Origin of the sequence: Pseudomonas fluorescens group sp. (assembly GCF_020093335.1) — a bacterium.
GTDB lineage: Bacteria > Pseudomonadota > Gammaproteobacteria > Pseudomonadales > Pseudomonadaceae > Aquipseudomonas > Aquipseudomonas petroselini.
Window position 1 is genome coordinate 542,092 of record NZ_JAIOKW010000001.1, and the last position, 15,555, is coordinate 557,646.

The 15,555-nt window shown below is 61.7% G+C and carries 15 protein-coding genes and 1 pseudogene; 8 read left to right on the forward strand and 8 right to left on the reverse strand.

The window, feature by feature from the left end:
• The first annotated feature begins 2 nt into the window (after window positions 1-2).
• Entirely contained in the window at window positions 3-806 is an 804-nt protein-coding gene (gene hpaI / locus K7431_RS02385) for a 4-hydroxy-2-oxoheptanedioate aldolase (protein ID WP_012724438.1), read from the forward strand.
• A gap of 428 nt (window positions 807-1,234) precedes the next feature.
• Here hpaI and hpaR read toward each other — a convergent pair whose 3' ends face one another.
• Window positions 1,235-1,657 (reverse strand): homoprotocatechuate degradation operon regulator HpaR, encoded by a 423-nt coding sequence (gene hpaR, locus K7431_RS02390; protein WP_012724439.1) that lies wholly within the window; start codon window positions 1,655-1,657, stop codon window positions 1,235-1,237.
• Between the two features lie 237 nt (window positions 1,658-1,894).
• Here hpaR and K7431_RS02395 point away from each other — a divergent pair, with 237 nt between their 5' ends.
• From K7431_RS02395 to K7431_RS02420, 6 genes are all read left to right on the forward strand, one after another.
• Entirely contained in the window at window positions 1,895-3,193 is a 1,299-nt protein-coding gene (locus K7431_RS02395) for an NAD(P)/FAD-dependent oxidoreductase (protein WP_012724440.1), read from the forward strand.
• A 31-nt stretch (window positions 3,194-3,224) separates the two neighbouring features.
• Window positions 3,225-3,590 (forward strand): cupin domain-containing protein, encoded by a 366-nt coding sequence (locus K7431_RS02400; protein WP_012724441.1) that lies wholly within the window; start codon window positions 3,225-3,227, stop codon window positions 3,588-3,590.
• A gap of 57 nt (window positions 3,591-3,647) precedes the next feature.
• Entirely contained in the window at window positions 3,648-4,307 is a 660-nt protein-coding gene (locus K7431_RS02405) for a helix-turn-helix transcriptional regulator (RefSeq protein ID WP_012724442.1), read from the forward strand.
• Window positions 4,308-4,392: 85 nt separating this feature from the next.
• The gene (locus K7431_RS02410; RefSeq protein WP_043205393.1) at window positions 4,393-5,214 is read left to right on the forward strand and encodes a molybdenum cofactor biosynthesis F family protein; all 822 of its coding nucleotides are present in this window, start codon (window positions 4,393-4,395) and stop codon (window positions 5,212-5,214) included.
• Window positions 5,207-6,007: an SDR family NAD(P)-dependent oxidoreductase gene (locus K7431_RS02415; RefSeq protein ID WP_012724444.1), complete on the forward strand. Its 801-nt coding sequence runs from the start codon at window positions 5,207-5,209 to the stop codon at window positions 6,005-6,007. The genes K7431_RS02410 and K7431_RS02415 overlap by 8 nt, the downstream gene beginning before the upstream one ends.
• Complete coding sequence (locus K7431_RS02420; RefSeq protein WP_043205395.1) at window positions 6,000-6,770, forward strand: SDR family oxidoreductase; 771 nt, start codon at window positions 6,000-6,002, stop codon at window positions 6,768-6,770. The genes K7431_RS02415 and K7431_RS02420 overlap by 8 nt, the downstream gene beginning before the upstream one ends.
• A 622-nt stretch (window positions 6,771-7,392) precedes the next feature.
• On the opposite strand, the gene K7431_RS02425 is transcribed toward K7431_RS02420, so the two are convergent.
• The 4 genes from K7431_RS02425 to K7431_RS02440 form a co-directional block, all read right to left on the reverse strand.
• Window positions 7,393-7,977 (reverse strand): TetR/AcrR family transcriptional regulator, encoded by a 585-nt coding sequence (locus K7431_RS02425; RefSeq protein ID WP_012724446.1) that lies wholly within the window; start codon window positions 7,975-7,977, stop codon window positions 7,393-7,395.
• A 14-nt stretch (window positions 7,978-7,991) separates the two neighbouring features.
• Window positions 7,992-8,954, reverse strand: a complete 963-nt coding sequence (gene feaR, locus K7431_RS02430) for a transcriptional regulator FeaR (RefSeq protein WP_012724447.1) — start codon at window positions 8,952-8,954, stop codon at window positions 7,992-7,994.
• Between the two features lie 116 nt (window positions 8,955-9,070).
• Window positions 9,071-9,691 carry a DUF3156 family protein gene (locus tag K7431_RS02435; protein WP_012724448.1) on the reverse strand — a complete coding sequence of 207 codons (621 nt, stop codon included), beginning with the start codon at window positions 9,689-9,691 and terminating at the stop codon, window positions 9,071-9,073.
• Window positions 9,636-11,135 carry an APC family permease gene (locus tag K7431_RS02440; RefSeq protein WP_012724449.1) on the reverse strand — a complete coding sequence of 500 codons (1,500 nt, stop codon included), beginning with the start codon at window positions 11,133-11,135 and terminating at the stop codon, window positions 9,636-9,638. The genes K7431_RS02435 and K7431_RS02440 overlap by 56 nt, the downstream gene beginning before the upstream one ends.
• A 302-nt stretch (window positions 11,136-11,437) precedes the next feature.
• On the opposite strand from K7431_RS02440, the gene K7431_RS02445 reads away from it, so the two are divergent.
• On the forward strand, window positions 11,438-12,766 hold the full coding sequence (locus K7431_RS02445; protein WP_012724450.1) for a hypothetical protein: 1,329 nt from the start codon (window positions 11,438-11,440) through the stop codon (window positions 12,764-12,766).
• Window positions 12,767-12,984: 218 nt separating this feature from the next.
• Here the strand turns inward: K7431_RS02445 and K7431_RS02450 are convergent.
• From K7431_RS02450 to K7431_RS02460, 3 genes and pseudogenes are all read right to left on the reverse strand, one after another.
• Window positions 12,985-13,056: pseudogene (locus tag K7431_RS02450) on the reverse strand (methyl-accepting chemotaxis protein); the annotation flags it as partial.
• A gap of 138 nt (window positions 13,057-13,194) precedes the next feature.
• Entirely contained in the window at window positions 13,195-14,124 is a 930-nt protein-coding gene (locus K7431_RS02455) for a p-hydroxyphenylacetate 3-hydroxylase reductase component (protein WP_012724451.1), read from the reverse strand.
• 57 nt (window positions 14,125-14,181) lie between these two features.
• The gene (locus tag K7431_RS02460; protein ID WP_012724452.1) at window positions 14,182-15,351 is read right to left on the reverse strand and encodes a p-hydroxyphenylacetate 3-hydroxylase oxygenase component; all 1,170 of its coding nucleotides are present in this window, start codon (window positions 15,349-15,351) and stop codon (window positions 14,182-14,184) included.
• Between the last annotated feature and the right edge of the window lie 204 nt (window positions 15,352-15,555).

Genomic DNA, 15,555 nt, shown 5'->3' on the forward strand with positions numbered 1-15,555 from the left:
CGATGGATATGCCTGTCAACACCTTCAAACAGCGCCTGCGCAGCGGTGAAACCCAGATCGGCCTGTGGCTGGGCTTGTCCGATGCCTACTGCGCCGAGCTGGCCGCCAACGCCGGGTTCGACTGGCTGCTGATCGACGGCGAACATGCGCCCAACGACCTGCGCGGCATGCTCGGCCAGCTCCAGGCCGTGGCGCCCTACCCCAGCCATCCGGTGATTCGCCCGGTCGTCGGCGACACCGCACTGATCAAGCAAGTGCTGGATATCGGCGTGCAAACACTGCTGGTGCCCATGGTGGAAAACGCAGAGCAAGCGCGGCAACTGGTGAATGCCATCCACTACCCGCCCAACGGGGTTCGGGGCGTCGGCAGCGCACTGGCCAGGGCGTCGCGCTGGAACAGCATTCCCGGTTACCTCGACCACGCCGATGAGCAGATATGCCTGCTGGTACAGATCGAAAGCCGCGAAGGCCTGGCCAACCTCGACGCGATTGCCGCCGTGGAGGGGGTCGACGGCGTATTTATCGGGCCGGCGGACCTGAGCGCCTCGATGGGCCATCGCGGCAACCCGGCTCATCCGCAGGTGCAGACGGCAATCGAAGACGCCATTGCGCGCATCCGCAGCGCCGGCAAAGCCGCCGGTATTCTCAGCGCCGACCCGACACTGGCTCGGCGCTACATCGAACTGGGAGCGGCGTTTGTCGCGGTGGGCGTGGACACCACAGTGCTGATGCGCGGGCTACAAACCCTGGCGGCGGCGTTCAAGGGTTCATCGGCACCCACCAGCTCCGCTGGCGCTATCTACTGACAGTGCAGGCGCCGGCTTTTGATCTGCTTGTGATCTGCTTGTGATCTGCTTGTGATCCAGCTTTTGATCTTGATCTCAGGCGCCCCGTCAAACACGCTGGCCGAACGCAGGCTTGAATCCGTGGGCAACCCGGCAGGACGCCGGGTTAGCCGCCCCGCGCCATGGATGGCGCGTGGCGGCGGCCCACGGATTCAAGCCGGAGTGAGGGCACACCGAGCCTAGGCGAGGTGCCGAGTGTTGGGGCGAAGCGTTTTTGGTTACTTTTGGCGCTCTTCCAAAAGTGACCCGCCGTAAGGGCGGAACCCATAGCAGCCGCTACCTAAATAACGGATATGTACTCCGTCTGATCCAACATCCAGGTCGGCTGCCAGGCCGCCATCGGGAGCAAGCCCCCTCCCACATTTGGATCGGTTTACATCCACGCTTAACTAGCGCTTGAGGCCTTTAAGCTCGTTGAGCAATACCAGCAAAGTCTGCAGCTTCTCTTCGCCAAAGTCCGCCTGCAAACGCTGGTAATTGGCCTCCATGCTCTGGCTCATCGAATCGAAACACGCTTGCCCCTTCTCGGCCAGCCGCACCAGCACACGCCGTTGATCCTGTTGCGCCTTGCGCCGCTCAACCATGCCCGCCGCTTCCATGCGCACCAGCACACCGGTCATGCTCGGCTTGAGGATGCACGCCAGCTCGGCCAGGCGATTGATCTCAAGCTCCTCGTGCTGGCTCAAGATACGAATGACCCGCCACTGCTGCTCGGTCAGTCCGTGTTGATTGAGCGAAGGCCGGAAAAACCCCATGGCGGCTTCACGCGCCTGGAGCAAAGTAAGGGTCAAGGATTGGCGCGGTTTGGACATAAAGGGAGACGTCGTAATTAGTTAACAGATTAACAACACTCTAACACCGGCCGCCGATTGGCGTGTGCCGCTTTAATGCCCGGCCGGATTCATCGTTGATATTGGCAGCCACGATCAAGGCCGGCGGCACACAGAATCAAGACACCTACCGCTCGGAAGGCACTTAATACACCCCAACAGGCACAGAGCTGTTTGTCGGCTCTGCAGCGAGATCCCTTCACTTTTCCAGGCTGCGCCATGATCAATATCGAAACGCCTACCTACTATTCGGCAACCAAGAAATACAACCTCAGCTTTCCCACGCTCGAGCAGGACGTGGAAGCCGATGTGGTCGTGATTGGCGGCGGTTTCTCGGGCATCAATACCGCACTGGAACTTGCGGAAAAAGGCATCACTAACATCGTGGTACTCGAGGCGCGCTACCTGGGCTTCGGCGGTACGGGCCGCAACGGCGGGCAGATCATGGCGGGGATCGGCCATGACCTGGAAAAAATCAAGAACCAGGTGGGCGACGAGGGCCTGCGTCAGATCTTTGAAATCAGCGAGCTGGGCGCCGGCATCATCAAGGACCGTATCGCCAAATACGCAATCGATGCCGACTTCTGCCACGGCTATGGCTACATGGGCTTCAATGCCCGCCAGGAAAAAACCCTGCGCGCCTGGGAGAAGGACTTCCAGTCGATCAACACCAAGGACGAAATCCGTTTTATGGCCGGGTCCGAGGTCAAGCAGATCATCGGCTCCGACGCCTACACCAGCGCGTTGCTGCACATGGGCGGCGGGCACGTGCACTCGCTGAACCTGCTGCTGGGCGAAGCCAAGGCGCTGGCCGGTCACGGCGTGCGCATCTTCGAGCACAGCCCCGCCCTGGAGGTCAGCTACGGCGAGCGCATCACCGTGCGCACCGGCCGAGGGTCAGTCAAAGCCGCCAAGCTGCTGTGGGCCTGCGACAGTTTCCTCAACAAACTGGAACCTGAACTGCACAAAACCACCGTCAACACCTACGCCTTCCAGCTGATGACCGAACCGCTGTCGGACGAGATGATCCACCGCATCAGCCCGATCCGCGGTGCCTACAGCGATATTCGGCCGGTCATCGACTACTACCGCGTCACCAACGAGAACCGTCTGCTGTTCGGTGCCGCCACGCCGTTTGTCGAGCACATCCCGCTGGACCTCAAAGCCTGGAACCGCAACCTGATGCTGAAGATTTTCCCGTACCTGAAGGACGTCAAAATCGACCTGGCGTGGGGTGGGCCGATGGCGACCGGGGCCAACCTGTTCCCGCAGATCGGCACGCTGAGCGGGCGCCCCAACGCCTTCTACGTGCAGGGTTACGCAGGTTTTGGGGTTACGCCCAGCCACATCATCTGCAAGGTCTTGGCCGAAGGCATGAGCGAAGGCTCTTCGCGCTACGACCTGATCAGCTCGGTCAAGCATGCACAGATCCTCGGCAAGGATCATATCCGCCCACTGCTGCTCACGGCCGGCAAAAGCCTTCACCAACTCTCGGGCTATTTCAACGGTCGCCGTTAAGCCCCGCTGTTTCATTCACAGGAGAACTGCCATGCCCGTTACGACCCTGAAAAAAGATACCCAACTGTCGGACCTCGATGCCTGGGGCACCGTTGCCGACCTGGGCTCCGAGATCCTCGAAGGTGAAGTCAACGCCTTTGGCAAAATGACCTTCGGCGCACCGACCGACCCCGTCAGCAGCGCCTATTTCGGCACCACCCAAGGCAAATTCCGGATGGTCTACCCGTTCGCCGAGCAAGCCACGGTGGTCACCGGCGAGGTGCTGTTGACCGACGAAAGCACCGGCCAGACCACCCGCTACAAGGCCGGCGACAGCTGGTTTGTGACCAAGGGCACGCCGGTATTGTGGGAGGTGGTGAGCGAGAGTTTTGTGAAGCATTATTTCGCGGTAGTCTGATCGCTTTCGCCTGCTGGCTTCGGCCAGCAGCGTTTTCTCCGGCGCAGGTGACTGACCATGCACGCCCTCCCCGCTCAGGAAGTTGCCGGCCATTGCCTGCAGGCTTTTACCCAGCTCGTCCCCGTCAGCCAGGCGGCGTTCTATTGTGTCGACCGCCAACTGCAAGCGTGCGACTTCCGGCTGCACGGCATGAGCCGTGAAATGCACCGCGACTATCTGGACAACTACCGCCAATTCGACCCGTTGCAACCGCGCAATTGCCTGTCCAGCGGGTTGACGGTGGTGCCCCTGGGTTTCGCCATGGCACGCCAGCCGCCGCGTGACAGCCACCGTTACCGAAACTTCCTGCAGCGTTACGGCGTGGTCGATGTGGTGGAGATCGTCGCCCATCGCGCCGACCAGCCGCAGGCGGCCATCTCCTTGCTGCGCACCGCCGAACAAGGGGTGTTTACCGCCGACCAATTGACTCAGCTCAACGCGTTGCAGGCGTTGCTGCAGATGGCCGTGGCCAATATGCAGCCCTGCGACGATGCGCTGGCCGGGCTTACGCCCAAAGAGCGCCAGATCGCCTGGTTATTGCGTCAAGGTGCAAGCAACAAGCAATTGGCACTGGAGCTCGGCGTCGGCCTGCCGACCATCAAGACCCACCTGATCCACCTGTTTCGCAAGACGGGCGTGAGCAGCCGCACCGAGCTGGTCGCCGCACTGTTTCTTTAAGCCGCCTCAACCTTTCGGTTGATAGGCGAGCCTCCTCGCCCGCCGCATGATCCGGGATGTCCATTCCATCAACCGGAGCCATGCCATGACCACCCAATCCGACTGGATCACCGTAGGCGCCCTCGCCGACGGTTTCGCGCCCGACGCGTTTATCCTGCCCAACCTTGCCGACCTCAACGGCAAGACCTTCCACCTGCACTTCGCCAACGGTTGGCAGATCGAGCATCGCTTTGACACCGAGGCGTTGCACTGGCATGCCGCCGACGGTCACTCCAGCGGGTCGGCCGCATACCGCGCCACCTCGGTACGCCCGGGCCTGTACTTGGTCGACTTCATCAAGCACGAGGCCGGTCAGGCCTGGTCGATCAGCCTGGTGCTGGACACCACCACGTCGTCCTTTACCGCCGTGATCGGCCGCATGCCCAAGCGCGAACAAACCGAGGAAGGCCTTTACAGCCGTGCCCTGGCCGGCAAGGCCCTGACCTCGGTGGACGTGGACTTCCTGCATGGCAGCCTGGACCAACCCTGGCAGCCCGGCCAATGCCCCCACGCGCCCACTCAGGAACTGACCGGCTTGCGCAACCTGTATCGCTACAGCCCCAGCGAAGTCTACGAACACATCTACCTGAACGATCAGTTCTATGCCTGGCAATGCCTCAAGGGTGTGGAACAAGGCTTGTGCGACACCGACCGCTGTCACTACTACAAGATTGCCGATCAGTTGTACCTGTTCGTCTGGCGCGAAAAGATCATCCCCACCCTCGGTCTGGTCCTGATCGACCTGCAACAGCACCGCAGCGACGGCAAGATCTTCGGCTATGCCGGCGCGGCCTTCGATGAGCTGTCGAACTTTCCGGTCAGCTCCTACTGCCAAGTGCTCAACCGCACGGAGTATCCCGATGCCTGATCCACGTACCGTTGTGATCACCGGGGCCGGCACGGGCATCGGTGCCGCCTGCGCCCGGCTCTACGCCGCCGAGGGCGCCAACCTGGTGCTGATCGGCCGGCGCCACGAGCCTCTGGAGCAAGTGGCCGGGGACACCGGCGGCCTAGTCCTGGTCGGCGACGCAGCTTGTCCGGACAGCTGGGAAGGCTTCGTCGCACAGATCCGTGAGCGCTACGGCCGCCTGGATGTGCTGCTGGCCTGCGCCGGTGGGCATGGTGTGGGCAGCGCCACCCAGACCAGCCCTCCCACCTGGGAGGCGGCCTTACGCAGCAACCTGGACAGTGCGTTCTACAGCGCCCGCGCCTGCCTGCCGCTGCTGATCGAATGCGCCGGCACTATCGTGTTGCTCGGCTCCATCGCCTCCCTGGCCGCCGGTCCCGAAGTGTGCGGCTACACCACCGCCAAGCACGCGTTGCTCGGGCTCAATCGCTCCCTGGCGCGGGATTACGGCCCACGCGGCGTGCGCGTGAACGCGGTGTGCCCAGGCTGGGTCACTACGCCGATGGCCGACGAAGAAATGCATCCGCTGATGAGCTTTTATGGGGACACACTGCCGCAAGCCTATGCCCGCGTATGCGCCGACGTTCCGTTACGACGCCCCGCCAGCGCCGAAGAAATCGCCAAGGTCTGTCGCTTCCTGGCCAGCCGCGATGCCTCGATCATCACCGGGGCCAGCGTGGTCGCCGACGGCGGTTCGAGCATCGTCGATGTGCCGACACTGGCCTATGCCCATATGGAGCGCGCACATGCCTGACGACTTGAATTTCAGCGGCAAAACCGTGCTGGTCACTGGTGGCGCGCAGGGCATCGGCCGGGCCATCGTCGAGGCGTTTGCTGTGCGCGGCGCGCGCGTGATGATTGCCGACCTTCAGTTGGCGCAAGCCCAGGCGCTGGCCGACGACCTGACGGCGCGAGCGTGCCAGGTCGCGGCCATCGAGGTTGACCTGGCCGATGCGGCGGCGGTACTCGAATGGGTGAAGGGAATCGAACGCAGCTGGGGCCGCCTGGATATCCTGGTGCACAACGCCGGCTACTTTCCGTTGACGCCATTCGCACAGATCACCCCGGCGATTCTTGAGCGCACGTTGGCGGTCAACCTCTCGGCCCTGTTCTGGTTGACCCAGGCCGCCTTGCCCATGTTTCAACGCCAGGGCGGCGGCTGTGTGCTGGTCACGTCGTCGGTCACCGGGCCACGGGTTGCCTACCCAGGGCTCAGCCACTACGCGGCGTCAAAGGCCGGGGTGACCGGTTTTATCCGCAATGCGGCGCTGGAGCTGGCCGCCTACCAGGTGCGCGTCAACGGCGTGGAGCCCGGGATGATTGCCACGCCGGCCATGGATAACCTGGGCGACAACCAGGTCAATGCCGACATCGCCACCCGCGTGCCCCTGGGACGGCTCGGTGCTCCGGAAGATATTGCCGGGGCCATGTTGTTCCTGGCGTCCGACCTGGCGGCCTACATCACCGGGCAGACCATCGTGGTAGATGGCGGGTCGACTTTGCCTGAGGTGAAGTGACCTCTATCGGGCTGTAAACCGGATCAACTGTGGGAGAGGGATTGCCCTAATACCAGTCAGTTAAGGGCAAACACTGTACCTGTGGCGAGGGAGCTTGCTCCCGTTGGACTGCGCAGCAGTCCCGGTTTTTTCGAGCAAAGAGCTGGGGCCGCTTCGCGGCCCAACGGGAGCAAGCTCCCTCGCCACAGGTTATTTTTTACCCTTTCTACGTCTTAACTGACTGGCATTAGAGCTTGCCCCCGATGGCAGTGGGTCAATCACCGGATGCACCCACTGACACGCCCTCATCGGGAGCAAGCACCCTCCCACCTGTTGATAGCGGTGTATCAGCTGAATAACGCTCGGCCCTTTCAAGCATCGACAGTAATGGTCTGCATCACCCGGCAGACCCGTCTGGTGGATGGCGGGCTGTAAACCGGATCAACTGTGGGAGGAGGCTTGCCCTAATGCCAGTCAATTAAGGGCAAACACTGTACCTGTGGCGAGGGAGCTTGCTCCCGTTGGACTGCGCAGCAGTCCCGGTTTTTTCGAGCAAAGAGCTGGGGCCGCTTCGCGGCCCGGCGGGAGCAAGCTCCCTCCCACATTTTGATCGGGGTGTATCCGCTGAAGAACTGTCCCCCCATTAGAGCATCGACAGTGAATCACTCAACACCCGCGACAAGGCCGCAAGCCGTTTGACGTAACCCTGGGGCGTCGAGTAGATCAGCTCCACATGCAGGCTGTCGACGATACCCAGGTAGGCGTCGCAAAACACCTCAAGCGCCTCGGGTTGCACTGTGCTGTACCGACCTTGCGCTGCACGCTGAAAGTCATCGCGAATGCGCGCCAGGTAACCCTCGAATCCTGCGGTGATGACGCCGCGAATGTCCGTCGGCGGAAAGTACGCCGTGCGCAACAGGAAGCGCAGGTGCGCCGACCCTTCATAACGCCCGCTCAACCGTTCAAGGTGCAACTGCCCCGGCACGCCGGTGTATCCGGCTTCCTCCTTGAAGCATTGCGCGATGTACGAGTGCTCATGGGCCAAGGCAATCTCGAAGACCTTCTGAAACAGCGCATCCTTGCTGACAAAGTGCGCATACAGCGACGCCTTGCGCATGCCGGCCCTCTCTGCGATTGCGCTCAGCGAGGAGGCGTCGTAGCCGTGATCGGCAAAGTGTTCGACCGCCACGGTACAAATGTTATGGGCCGACAGGGTGAGCGGTTTCATTGATCGATGCGAACCTACGCCGCCCCGACCGTTTGCTGCAGGTGGGTAGACCGAAAGTCCTTGGGCGACAGGTCGAATTGCTTCTTGAACGAGCGGCTGAAGTGCGCGGAATCGGTGAAGCCCCATTTGTAGGCGATCGAGGTGATCGACTCACGTTTGAGGAAGGGGTTGGTCAGATCATCCGCGCTGCGTTTTAGCCGGGCACGCTGGATGTAGCGGCAGACGCTGTCGTCCTGCTCTTCAAACAAACGGTACAAATGCCGCACCGAGATGTTCAAACGATTGGCCAGGCCCACCGGGCTCAAGCCGGGCTGGGTCAGCGATTCGTCGATGACTTTCTGTACGTAGCTGCGCAGGTTACTGCCCTGCAACGACGCCGCGCAGTCGCCCGGCGCGTCGTGCAATTCAAAGGCTGACCCGAGCAAGGAGACAAACGCCGCTTGCAGTGCCTCGGCCTCTTCAATCGAGTCCTGCCCCTCCAGGCCTTCTCGGCACAGTTGGTCCATCAACACATGGAGCATGCGGCCGCAGGCTTTGGTCGAAGAGATCTTGCCGAAGGTTTTCGGTGCACCACCCAGTTGCTTGCACACTTCGTGGCGTGAGAGTGCCAAGGACGCATGTTCGATAAGGCCGAACGGGCTGATCTCGATCGAGCCCGTGGAGTCCATCAGCAACATATCGCCGGGGGCCAACTGGATGACCTGGTCGTTCTGGGTGATCTGGCAATAGCCGCTGCGCTGACTGACGAGGAAACAATGTTGGTCCATATCGTGATCGGCGTTGGGTCGCTCGCGCTTGATCAGCCCGGCATTGGTCCGCAGGTTGGCCAGTGACAGGCCGCCCCGGGAGTGCTTGGACACTTCACCGATGAACAGCGAACGGTTGAAGGCCAGTTCCGTGTCGAAATGGCCGCAGGCCGCTCGCAGGTCCCGAGTCCAGGTTTCCAACCCATAGTGCGCAGACTGATAAGTGCTCATGGCATCTCCACAATGGCTTCTTGTTTTTGTTGGCCAATAGTTAACATGTTATCTATATGGGCGCAACAAGTCCGTGATAGCGACTGTGGAAGCACTAATGATGCCAAGTATCCCGATCAGACGGCGCCCAATACCCGCTGCAAGCCCGCCAAAACAGTCAACAACCCTGCCCGTTGAGCGTCACTCAAAGGAATGTAGCGACGAAACACCGGCATGCGGTTGACCACCTCGCTGCCGCCGATGTGTTCCAGCCGCACCTGCCATTGATGCCCGCTCAACGCGATGTGCAGTCGCTTGAAGTCGAGCCCCATCAGCGCTTGATGCAGGCTGAGGTCGTCGTTCAAAGCCGCCTCGAACCTGGCGAGTAGAGCCGGCTCTCCCGAGCGTTGCCGACACGCCAGCCCCGTGCGTCGAATCGACCCGCGGTGGTGCAGCTCAAAGCGTGCACTGCCCTGCTCTGTGGCGGGCACCGTGAGCATGAATTCGGTCATGACCAGGTGCATCAGCAGTTGCGATTCGGTGCGTTCGACAACGTCCACCTGCAGGCCGGTATCGTCCAAGCGAAACGCTGCACGGGCCGGCCCGGTCGAGGCGAAACTCGCCAGCCCGAGGTTACGCCTAACATATTCAAGCGTGACCCCCGGCCGGTAACCGGCCGGCGCCCGTTGGGCACTGAACAGCTCAGACAGCTTTTGCAGCCTGCTCGAGATAAGCGTTGTGAACGTTACCAGGCTCATGAGAAAACTCCTTGGCCAGCACTTCTTCGACCGAAGCGGGCTTGAATGGATTGACCTTCTGCACCACCAATGTCCAGAACAACGCGTAGGCCGCGGTGATCCCGAGCATTACCCCGAAAGGCACATAAATATCCGCCGGGTTCATGCCCGGCGGGGTGATGAACCACATGCCCAGCAAGATGCCGACACTGGAAAGAATCTGCGGCAACGGGAACAACGGCGACCGATAAGCCCGTGGCAGGTCAGGACGACGAATACGCAGGATAACCACCGACAGCGTCACCAGCAGGTAGGAAAAACTCCACGCACACACGGCGGCCAGCACCAGGTGCATGATGTTGTCGGTGTTGCCGCCCAGCCACAGCGCATACAGGCACGGAATCAGCATCGCCACCAGGATGCACAACAGCGGCGTCTTGAAGCGCGGATGCAAGTAAGTGAACACCTTGGGCAGCGCGCCATCCACCGCCATGCCGTAGAGAATCCGTGGCACACCCGCCATCAGCGTGTTGATGGTGGCGGCGCCGGCGAACAGAAAGCCAAGGCCCAGCCACAACGGGCCAATATCCCCCATGACCTGCTCGGCAAAGCGTGGAATCGCCATGGGCGTGTCCAACAAGTGCACGCCGGTGGCGGCATCCAGCAGTACGTTTTCCACCTGGCGCTTCATCGCGGCGCCGTAGATGAACATGCAGGTGGCCACGCTCAACAAGCCGAAAATCATCGCCTTGGGCATCACCTTCGCCGAATTGCGCAGGTCCGGCGCCAGCGGCGTGACGAACTCGCAGCCGACGAACATGAACATCGCCATGCCCACCAGCGACAGAATGGTGATCAGGTCGGTGCCCACCAGCGACACGCCGAACCAACCCTCGAGCTGCACCGCCGGCGCCGCGATCAGGCCCATCACGCCAAACACCATCAGCGTGGTCCACATGCCGAAGGTCAGGATGATCTCAGCCCTGCCAAAGGCGCTGACGCCAAAGGCATTCAGAATGCCGAATACCACCACAAACCCCACCCCCAGCAACCACGAACCGCCGGCAGACTCCGCCAGGGTGTTGAGGTGCTCGAAGTTCACCAGGGCCATGACCCCGGACAGAATCGTCTCCGCCGTCCCGGCAAACACATGCACGATCAGGTACGCCGACAAGGTGCCGGTAATGGCAAAGAAACGGCCCATGCCGCAGTTGATGTAGTCGTAGACCGAGCCGGTGGTCGGCAGGATTGAGGCGGCTTCGGCAAAGGTGGTCGCCTGGGCCAGCATCATCACCACCGCGATCAGCATGGCCACCGCGAACGCGCTGCCGCCGATGCCGAAGCCCATGGTCGCGGTGAGAATCACCGGGCTGGCCATGATCAGGCCGATGGTGCTGGCCAGCGCGGTCGGAAAACCGACGCTGCCCCGTTTCAAATGCTGTGTGAGCCGGTCATTGATCGACATGGTACGGATCCTCGAAAGCGGATTTCTGAGTGGATGCATCGAGCCGTACAAGGAGCCGGCGATAAAGCCCTCCCCAGCCAGTCCCTGATCGAAACGGCATCGTGCGCAAAATCACTGTGCGCCTCACACGCGCTGATCGTCTTGCCCATGTCTGCCGTCGCTTTTGCAGCTGCCTGCCAAGGCCTACGGCTTGGCGGGCAGGATCAATTACGTGGCACGCAGGTGAAAGACTTACCCCGCTGCGGATCATCTTAATGCGTCCTCGACCTATTGGCTGTCCAACCACGCTGGGGAACGTAACAATGGAGCACACACAAAGAACACGCAGGTTGTCCAAGGCCGTCGGCCTAGGTATCGCACTGTTGGTCGGCCACTCTTCGGCCCAGGCCTATGCGCTGTATGCCGACGATGACACGCACCTGAACGCGGACTTCCTGGCCGTATACGGGATGTTCAACAGCCGTCACAACTACGATGGCACGCCGGGCGGTTCGACCTGGCGCGAAGGGTTCATCAAGTATGGGTTGAGCGGCGATCAGGGCCTGGCCGGTAACGGCACCGCGTACGGCGCGCTCAATTGGGTCAGCTCCGGCACCTGGGGCGACGGCGACGCGGCGGGCAACACCGATGGCAGCGAGCGCACGACCAAAATCGAAGACGCCTACCTGGGGTGGCGCTCGGCTGACCTGTTTCCGGCGCTGGGCAAGGACGGTGTGGACTTTTCCCTCGGCCGCCAGGTGGTCAAGATCGGACGAGGGTTCCTGATCAACGACGACGGCCCCAACCTGGGCAACGGCCCGGCGGACGGTGCGTTGAATCGCGGTGGCGCCTACTACCTCGCGGCACGTCACGCGTTCGACCGCACCGCCGTGTTGCGCCTGGGTGGGCAAGAGGGGTTGCACGGCTCGGTGCTGTGGCTCAAGTCGGATAACCGTGCCCAGGCTGAAACCGAGCTGGCGGCGGGCACCCTCGACTACACGGGTGCCGCCGGTACGCTGGGGTTGACCTGGGTTCATGGCATAAGCGTCACCGACCAGTGGGCCAGCGATTTCCAGAAACAGCGCGAGGGCCTGAACACTTACAGCCTGCGCGGCGAAGGCAGCGCGGGCATCGACAACGCCAGCTTCGCTTTCGAATACGCCTGGCAAGACAAGGATGCAGGACCGCAAAAAGCCTGGTACGCCGAAGCCGGCTACACCTTCGCCGATGTCGTCTGGGCGCCGAAGTTGACCTACCGCTACACACGCTACTCACAAAAATGGGACCCGCTGTTCACCGGACTCAGCACCGGTTACGGCACTTGGTTCCAGGGCGAAGTGGCCTCCAATTATGCCGGCCCGTTCAACAGCAACACCGGTGTGCATCACGTCGGTCTCAAGGCGACACCGCTGGAGAACCTGACGGTCGGCGCGTTGTACTTCGACTTCACTACCTTGCACAAAAACGATGCATTGAACCTGGATGCCCGTGAGCTGGACCTGTACGCCGAGTGGGCAGTCAACAGCCACCTGATCATCAGCCCGCTGGTGGGCATTTATCAACCCAAGAAGGATGCCGACACCGGGGGTAACCAGGTGGGCGGCAATGGCACCAACCTCTATAGCCAACTGACCGTGGCCGTGCCTTTCTGAAGGCCCTCAGGAGCTGCGCGGTGCAGCTCCGTTGTGGCGAGGGAGCTTGCTCCAGCTGGGCTGCGTAGCAGTCCCATGGTTTGGGGCCGCTTCGCGGCCCAGCGGGAGCAAGCTCCCTCGCCACAGGTTCAGGGTTCGTCTTCCAGGTGGTCAGCAGTGGCTGATCAGTTGCTTCAATACCGTCTTGAAGGTTTCGATCTGGTCCTGGCTGAACTCGGCGCTACCACCGAAAACCCGCGCCCGACCTCGCCGACCCTGGCCGCTTCAATAGCGGCGTTCAAGGTCAGCAGAACAGGTACAAAAAGTCATCGGTGGCGAGGGAGCTTGCTCCCGTTGGACTGCGTAGCAGTCCCATGGTTTGGGGCCGCTTCGCGGCCCAGCGGGAGCAAGCTCCCTCGCCACAGGTTCGGGGTTCCTCTTCCAGGTGGTCAGCATTGGCTGATCAGTCGCTTCAATACCGTTTTGAAGGTTTCGATCTGGTCCTGGCTGAACTCGGCGAATACTTTCTCCTGTTGCTCACGGGCGATGGCCCAGAGGTCTTCGGTCTGTTCGATACCGACCGACGTCAAATAGACGCCGTCGTCGTCGGCCACCAGCCCTTTGCGCTTGAGGTTGGCCACGGCGTCCTCGATTTCCCGCACCGGCATCGCCACTTCCCGCAACAATTCACTGGCACTCAGCCGTGCGTCGTTCTCCAGCACCATCAGCATCCGCGCCTCGTTGGTGCGCAGGCCGGTGGACAATTGCCGGGGCTGATAGCTGGACTGGTAGGCGCGTACCGCCTGGGTCATCAGGTAATACAGGTTGTGACTCAAGCGCCCCTGAAAATGACTGCTGGGCGGTTGCCCTTCGTCGCGCTGGGTCATGCGGGTATGGGGCAGGACCATCGAATAAGCGCCCTGATGATAAAGCAGCGGCGCACGGCCGAAATCATCGAAGGCCACGACCTTGCCGATCATGATCCAATGGTCGCCGCCGTCCACCTGCTGGTATTTCTCGCAGTGAAACCGCGCCGAGCAATCGGCGAACACCGGCGCCCCGCCCTGCCCCGACTGGTACTCGATCGCGGCGAACCGGTCGTCCTTGGGCCGGGCAAAATTGTTCGAGAGGTCGATCTGGTCAGCGGCCAGCACGTTGACCGCAAAATGGCTGGCCTGCTCGAACACGCCGTGGCTGCTCGAACGTTTGTCGATACTCCACAACACCAGCGGTGGGTCCAGGGACACCGAGTTGAAACTGTTGGCGGTGACGCCCACCTTGCGGCCAGAGGCATCTGCGGCAGTCACCACGGTCACGCCCGTGGCAAAGTTGCCCAGGGCCCGGCGAAAGGCGCGTGGGTCAAAGGTCGATTCAGACATGCAAGGCTCCCGGACTGCGTCAGGCGCAGCCCTGATGGTTGTTATCAAAACGCCGGTTCAGATCATGCTCGGGTCGGGTTCCAGGCCCATCAGCTCGCGGCCGAGGATCTGCGCGCACACGTCGTAGTCGGTGTAGGCATGAGCGCCAGTCATGTGCGAATCGCGGAATAGGCGTTGCATTTCGTTGTGTTCGAACCAGGCATTGCCGCCGGCGGCTTCGAACAGGCGGTCCACCGCCTGGATGCACATCTTGGTGGCGTAAGCCTGGTTGGTGCGCCAGAACGCCAGGGTTTCGCGGCTGGGATAACGCTGCTGCTCACTGTGTTCGGCGTGTTCGTTCCAGGTTTTTTCGAGAAAGGCACGCGCGGCGGCGACCTGGTGAGTCGACTCGGCCAGGCGCATCAACGCCGGGGTGGCGGCACCGACGGCGGCACCGGTGTAGGCACGCACGCGGGTCTTGGTTTTTTCGCGGAACACCTCGAGCATCCGCTCGGCAACACCCAGGCTGACCGTGGAAAAACCACTGGCAAAATAAGGCCGGTAGGGCGAGTAGAAAATCTTGCTGTCGGGGTACAAACCAAAGCCGGCGGACTTGCCTTCCATCATGTCCTTGGCCTTCTGGATGCGGTGTTCGGGCACCCGGGCCTTGTCGATGATCAACGTCTTGGTGCCGCTGCCTTTCATGCCTGCCGCAAACCAGTCATCGCGTATCTGATAATCGCTGCGCGGCAGCACCGCGAAGCAGTAATCCTGAGTGCCCTGTGCATTGTTGCGGCGAAACCCCACGATCGCCCACTCAGCGTGATCACAGCCGCTGCTCCAGCCCATTTCGCCGCTGAACAACACCCCGCCGTCGACTTCCTCGGTGCGCCCGAACGGCGCAATGCTGCTACTGGCCGTGGCGTTCGGGTCGGTGCCCCAGACCTCCTGCTGCAACTGGGCCGAGAACAGCGCCAATTGATGGCTGTGGGTACACAGCAGGCTCATGGCCCAGGCGGTGCTGGCGCAGGCCCCGGCGAGCAAGGCGATGCAGTCGGCAAACTGTGGCAATGACAACTCCATGCCGCCGAACGCTTTGGGTTGAAAGGCGCGGTGCAGCCCGATGCTTTTGAGCAGTGCGATATTTTCGGCAGGCACCTTGCGGTCCTGCTCGGCCATGAACGCGTTGGCCGCAATGGTCGGCAAGATGGACGTGAGGTCTTCGAGGAGCGGGTTTGGCTTTTTCATGGATGGCCCTGCTTATTATTGGATGTCCAGGCCACTGGTGAAATCGAGAAGTGGCGCCGGATGCAGGGCCAGTATGGTGCGAGCCTGGCTGGCGGAACATGCACCTTCCAGAGTCAAGATTGCACTTTTCATAGCCTTAACGTGATCAGCCGACCGCAGGCACTGGCAGCCACAGACATGTCGCTCGGCAGCCACAGTCAAGCC

Coding starts and splice junctions, on each gene's coding strand:
- hpaI (WP_012724438.1), top strand. CDS start 3: ATGGATATGCCTGTCAACACCTTCAAACAGCGCCTGCGCAGCGGTGAA.
- hpaR (WP_012724439.1), bottom strand. CDS start 1,657: ATGTCCAAACCGCGCCAATCCTTGACCCTTACTTTGCTCCAGGCGCGT.
- K7431_RS02395 (WP_012724440.1), top strand. CDS start 1,895: ATGATCAATATCGAAACGCCTACCTACTATTCGGCAACCAAGAAATAC.
- K7431_RS02400 (WP_012724441.1), top strand. CDS start 3,225: ATGCCCGTTACGACCCTGAAAAAAGATACCCAACTGTCGGACCTCGAT.
- K7431_RS02405 (WP_012724442.1), top strand. CDS start 3,648: ATGCACGCCCTCCCCGCTCAGGAAGTTGCCGGCCATTGCCTGCAGGCT.
- K7431_RS02410 (WP_043205393.1), top strand. CDS start 4,393: ATGACCACCCAATCCGACTGGATCACCGTAGGCGCCCTCGCCGACGGT.
- K7431_RS02415 (WP_012724444.1), top strand. CDS start 5,207: ATGCCTGATCCACGTACCGTTGTGATCACCGGGGCCGGCACGGGCATC.
- K7431_RS02420 (WP_043205395.1), top strand. CDS start 6,000: ATGCCTGACGACTTGAATTTCAGCGGCAAAACCGTGCTGGTCACTGGT.
- K7431_RS02425 (WP_012724446.1), bottom strand. CDS start 7,977: ATGAAACCGCTCACCCTGTCGGCCCATAACATTTGTACCGTGGCGGTC.
- feaR (WP_012724447.1), bottom strand. CDS start 8,954: ATGAGCACTTATCAGTCTGCGCACTATGGGTTGGAAACCTGGACTCGG.
- K7431_RS02435 (WP_012724448.1), bottom strand. CDS start 9,691: ATGAGCCTGGTAACGTTCACAACGCTTATCTCGAGCAGGCTGCAAAAG.
- K7431_RS02440 (WP_012724449.1), bottom strand. CDS start 11,135: ATGTCGATCAATGACCGGCTCACACAGCATTTGAAACGGGGCAGCGTC.
- K7431_RS02445 (WP_012724450.1), top strand. CDS start 11,438: ATGGAGCACACACAAAGAACACGCAGGTTGTCCAAGGCCGTCGGCCTA.
- K7431_RS02455 (WP_012724451.1), bottom strand. CDS start 14,124: ATGTCTGAATCGACCTTTGACCCACGCGCCTTTCGCCGGGCCCTGGGC.
- K7431_RS02460 (WP_012724452.1), bottom strand. CDS start 15,351: ATGAAAAAGCCAAACCCGCTCCTCGAAGACCTCACGTCCATCTTGCCG.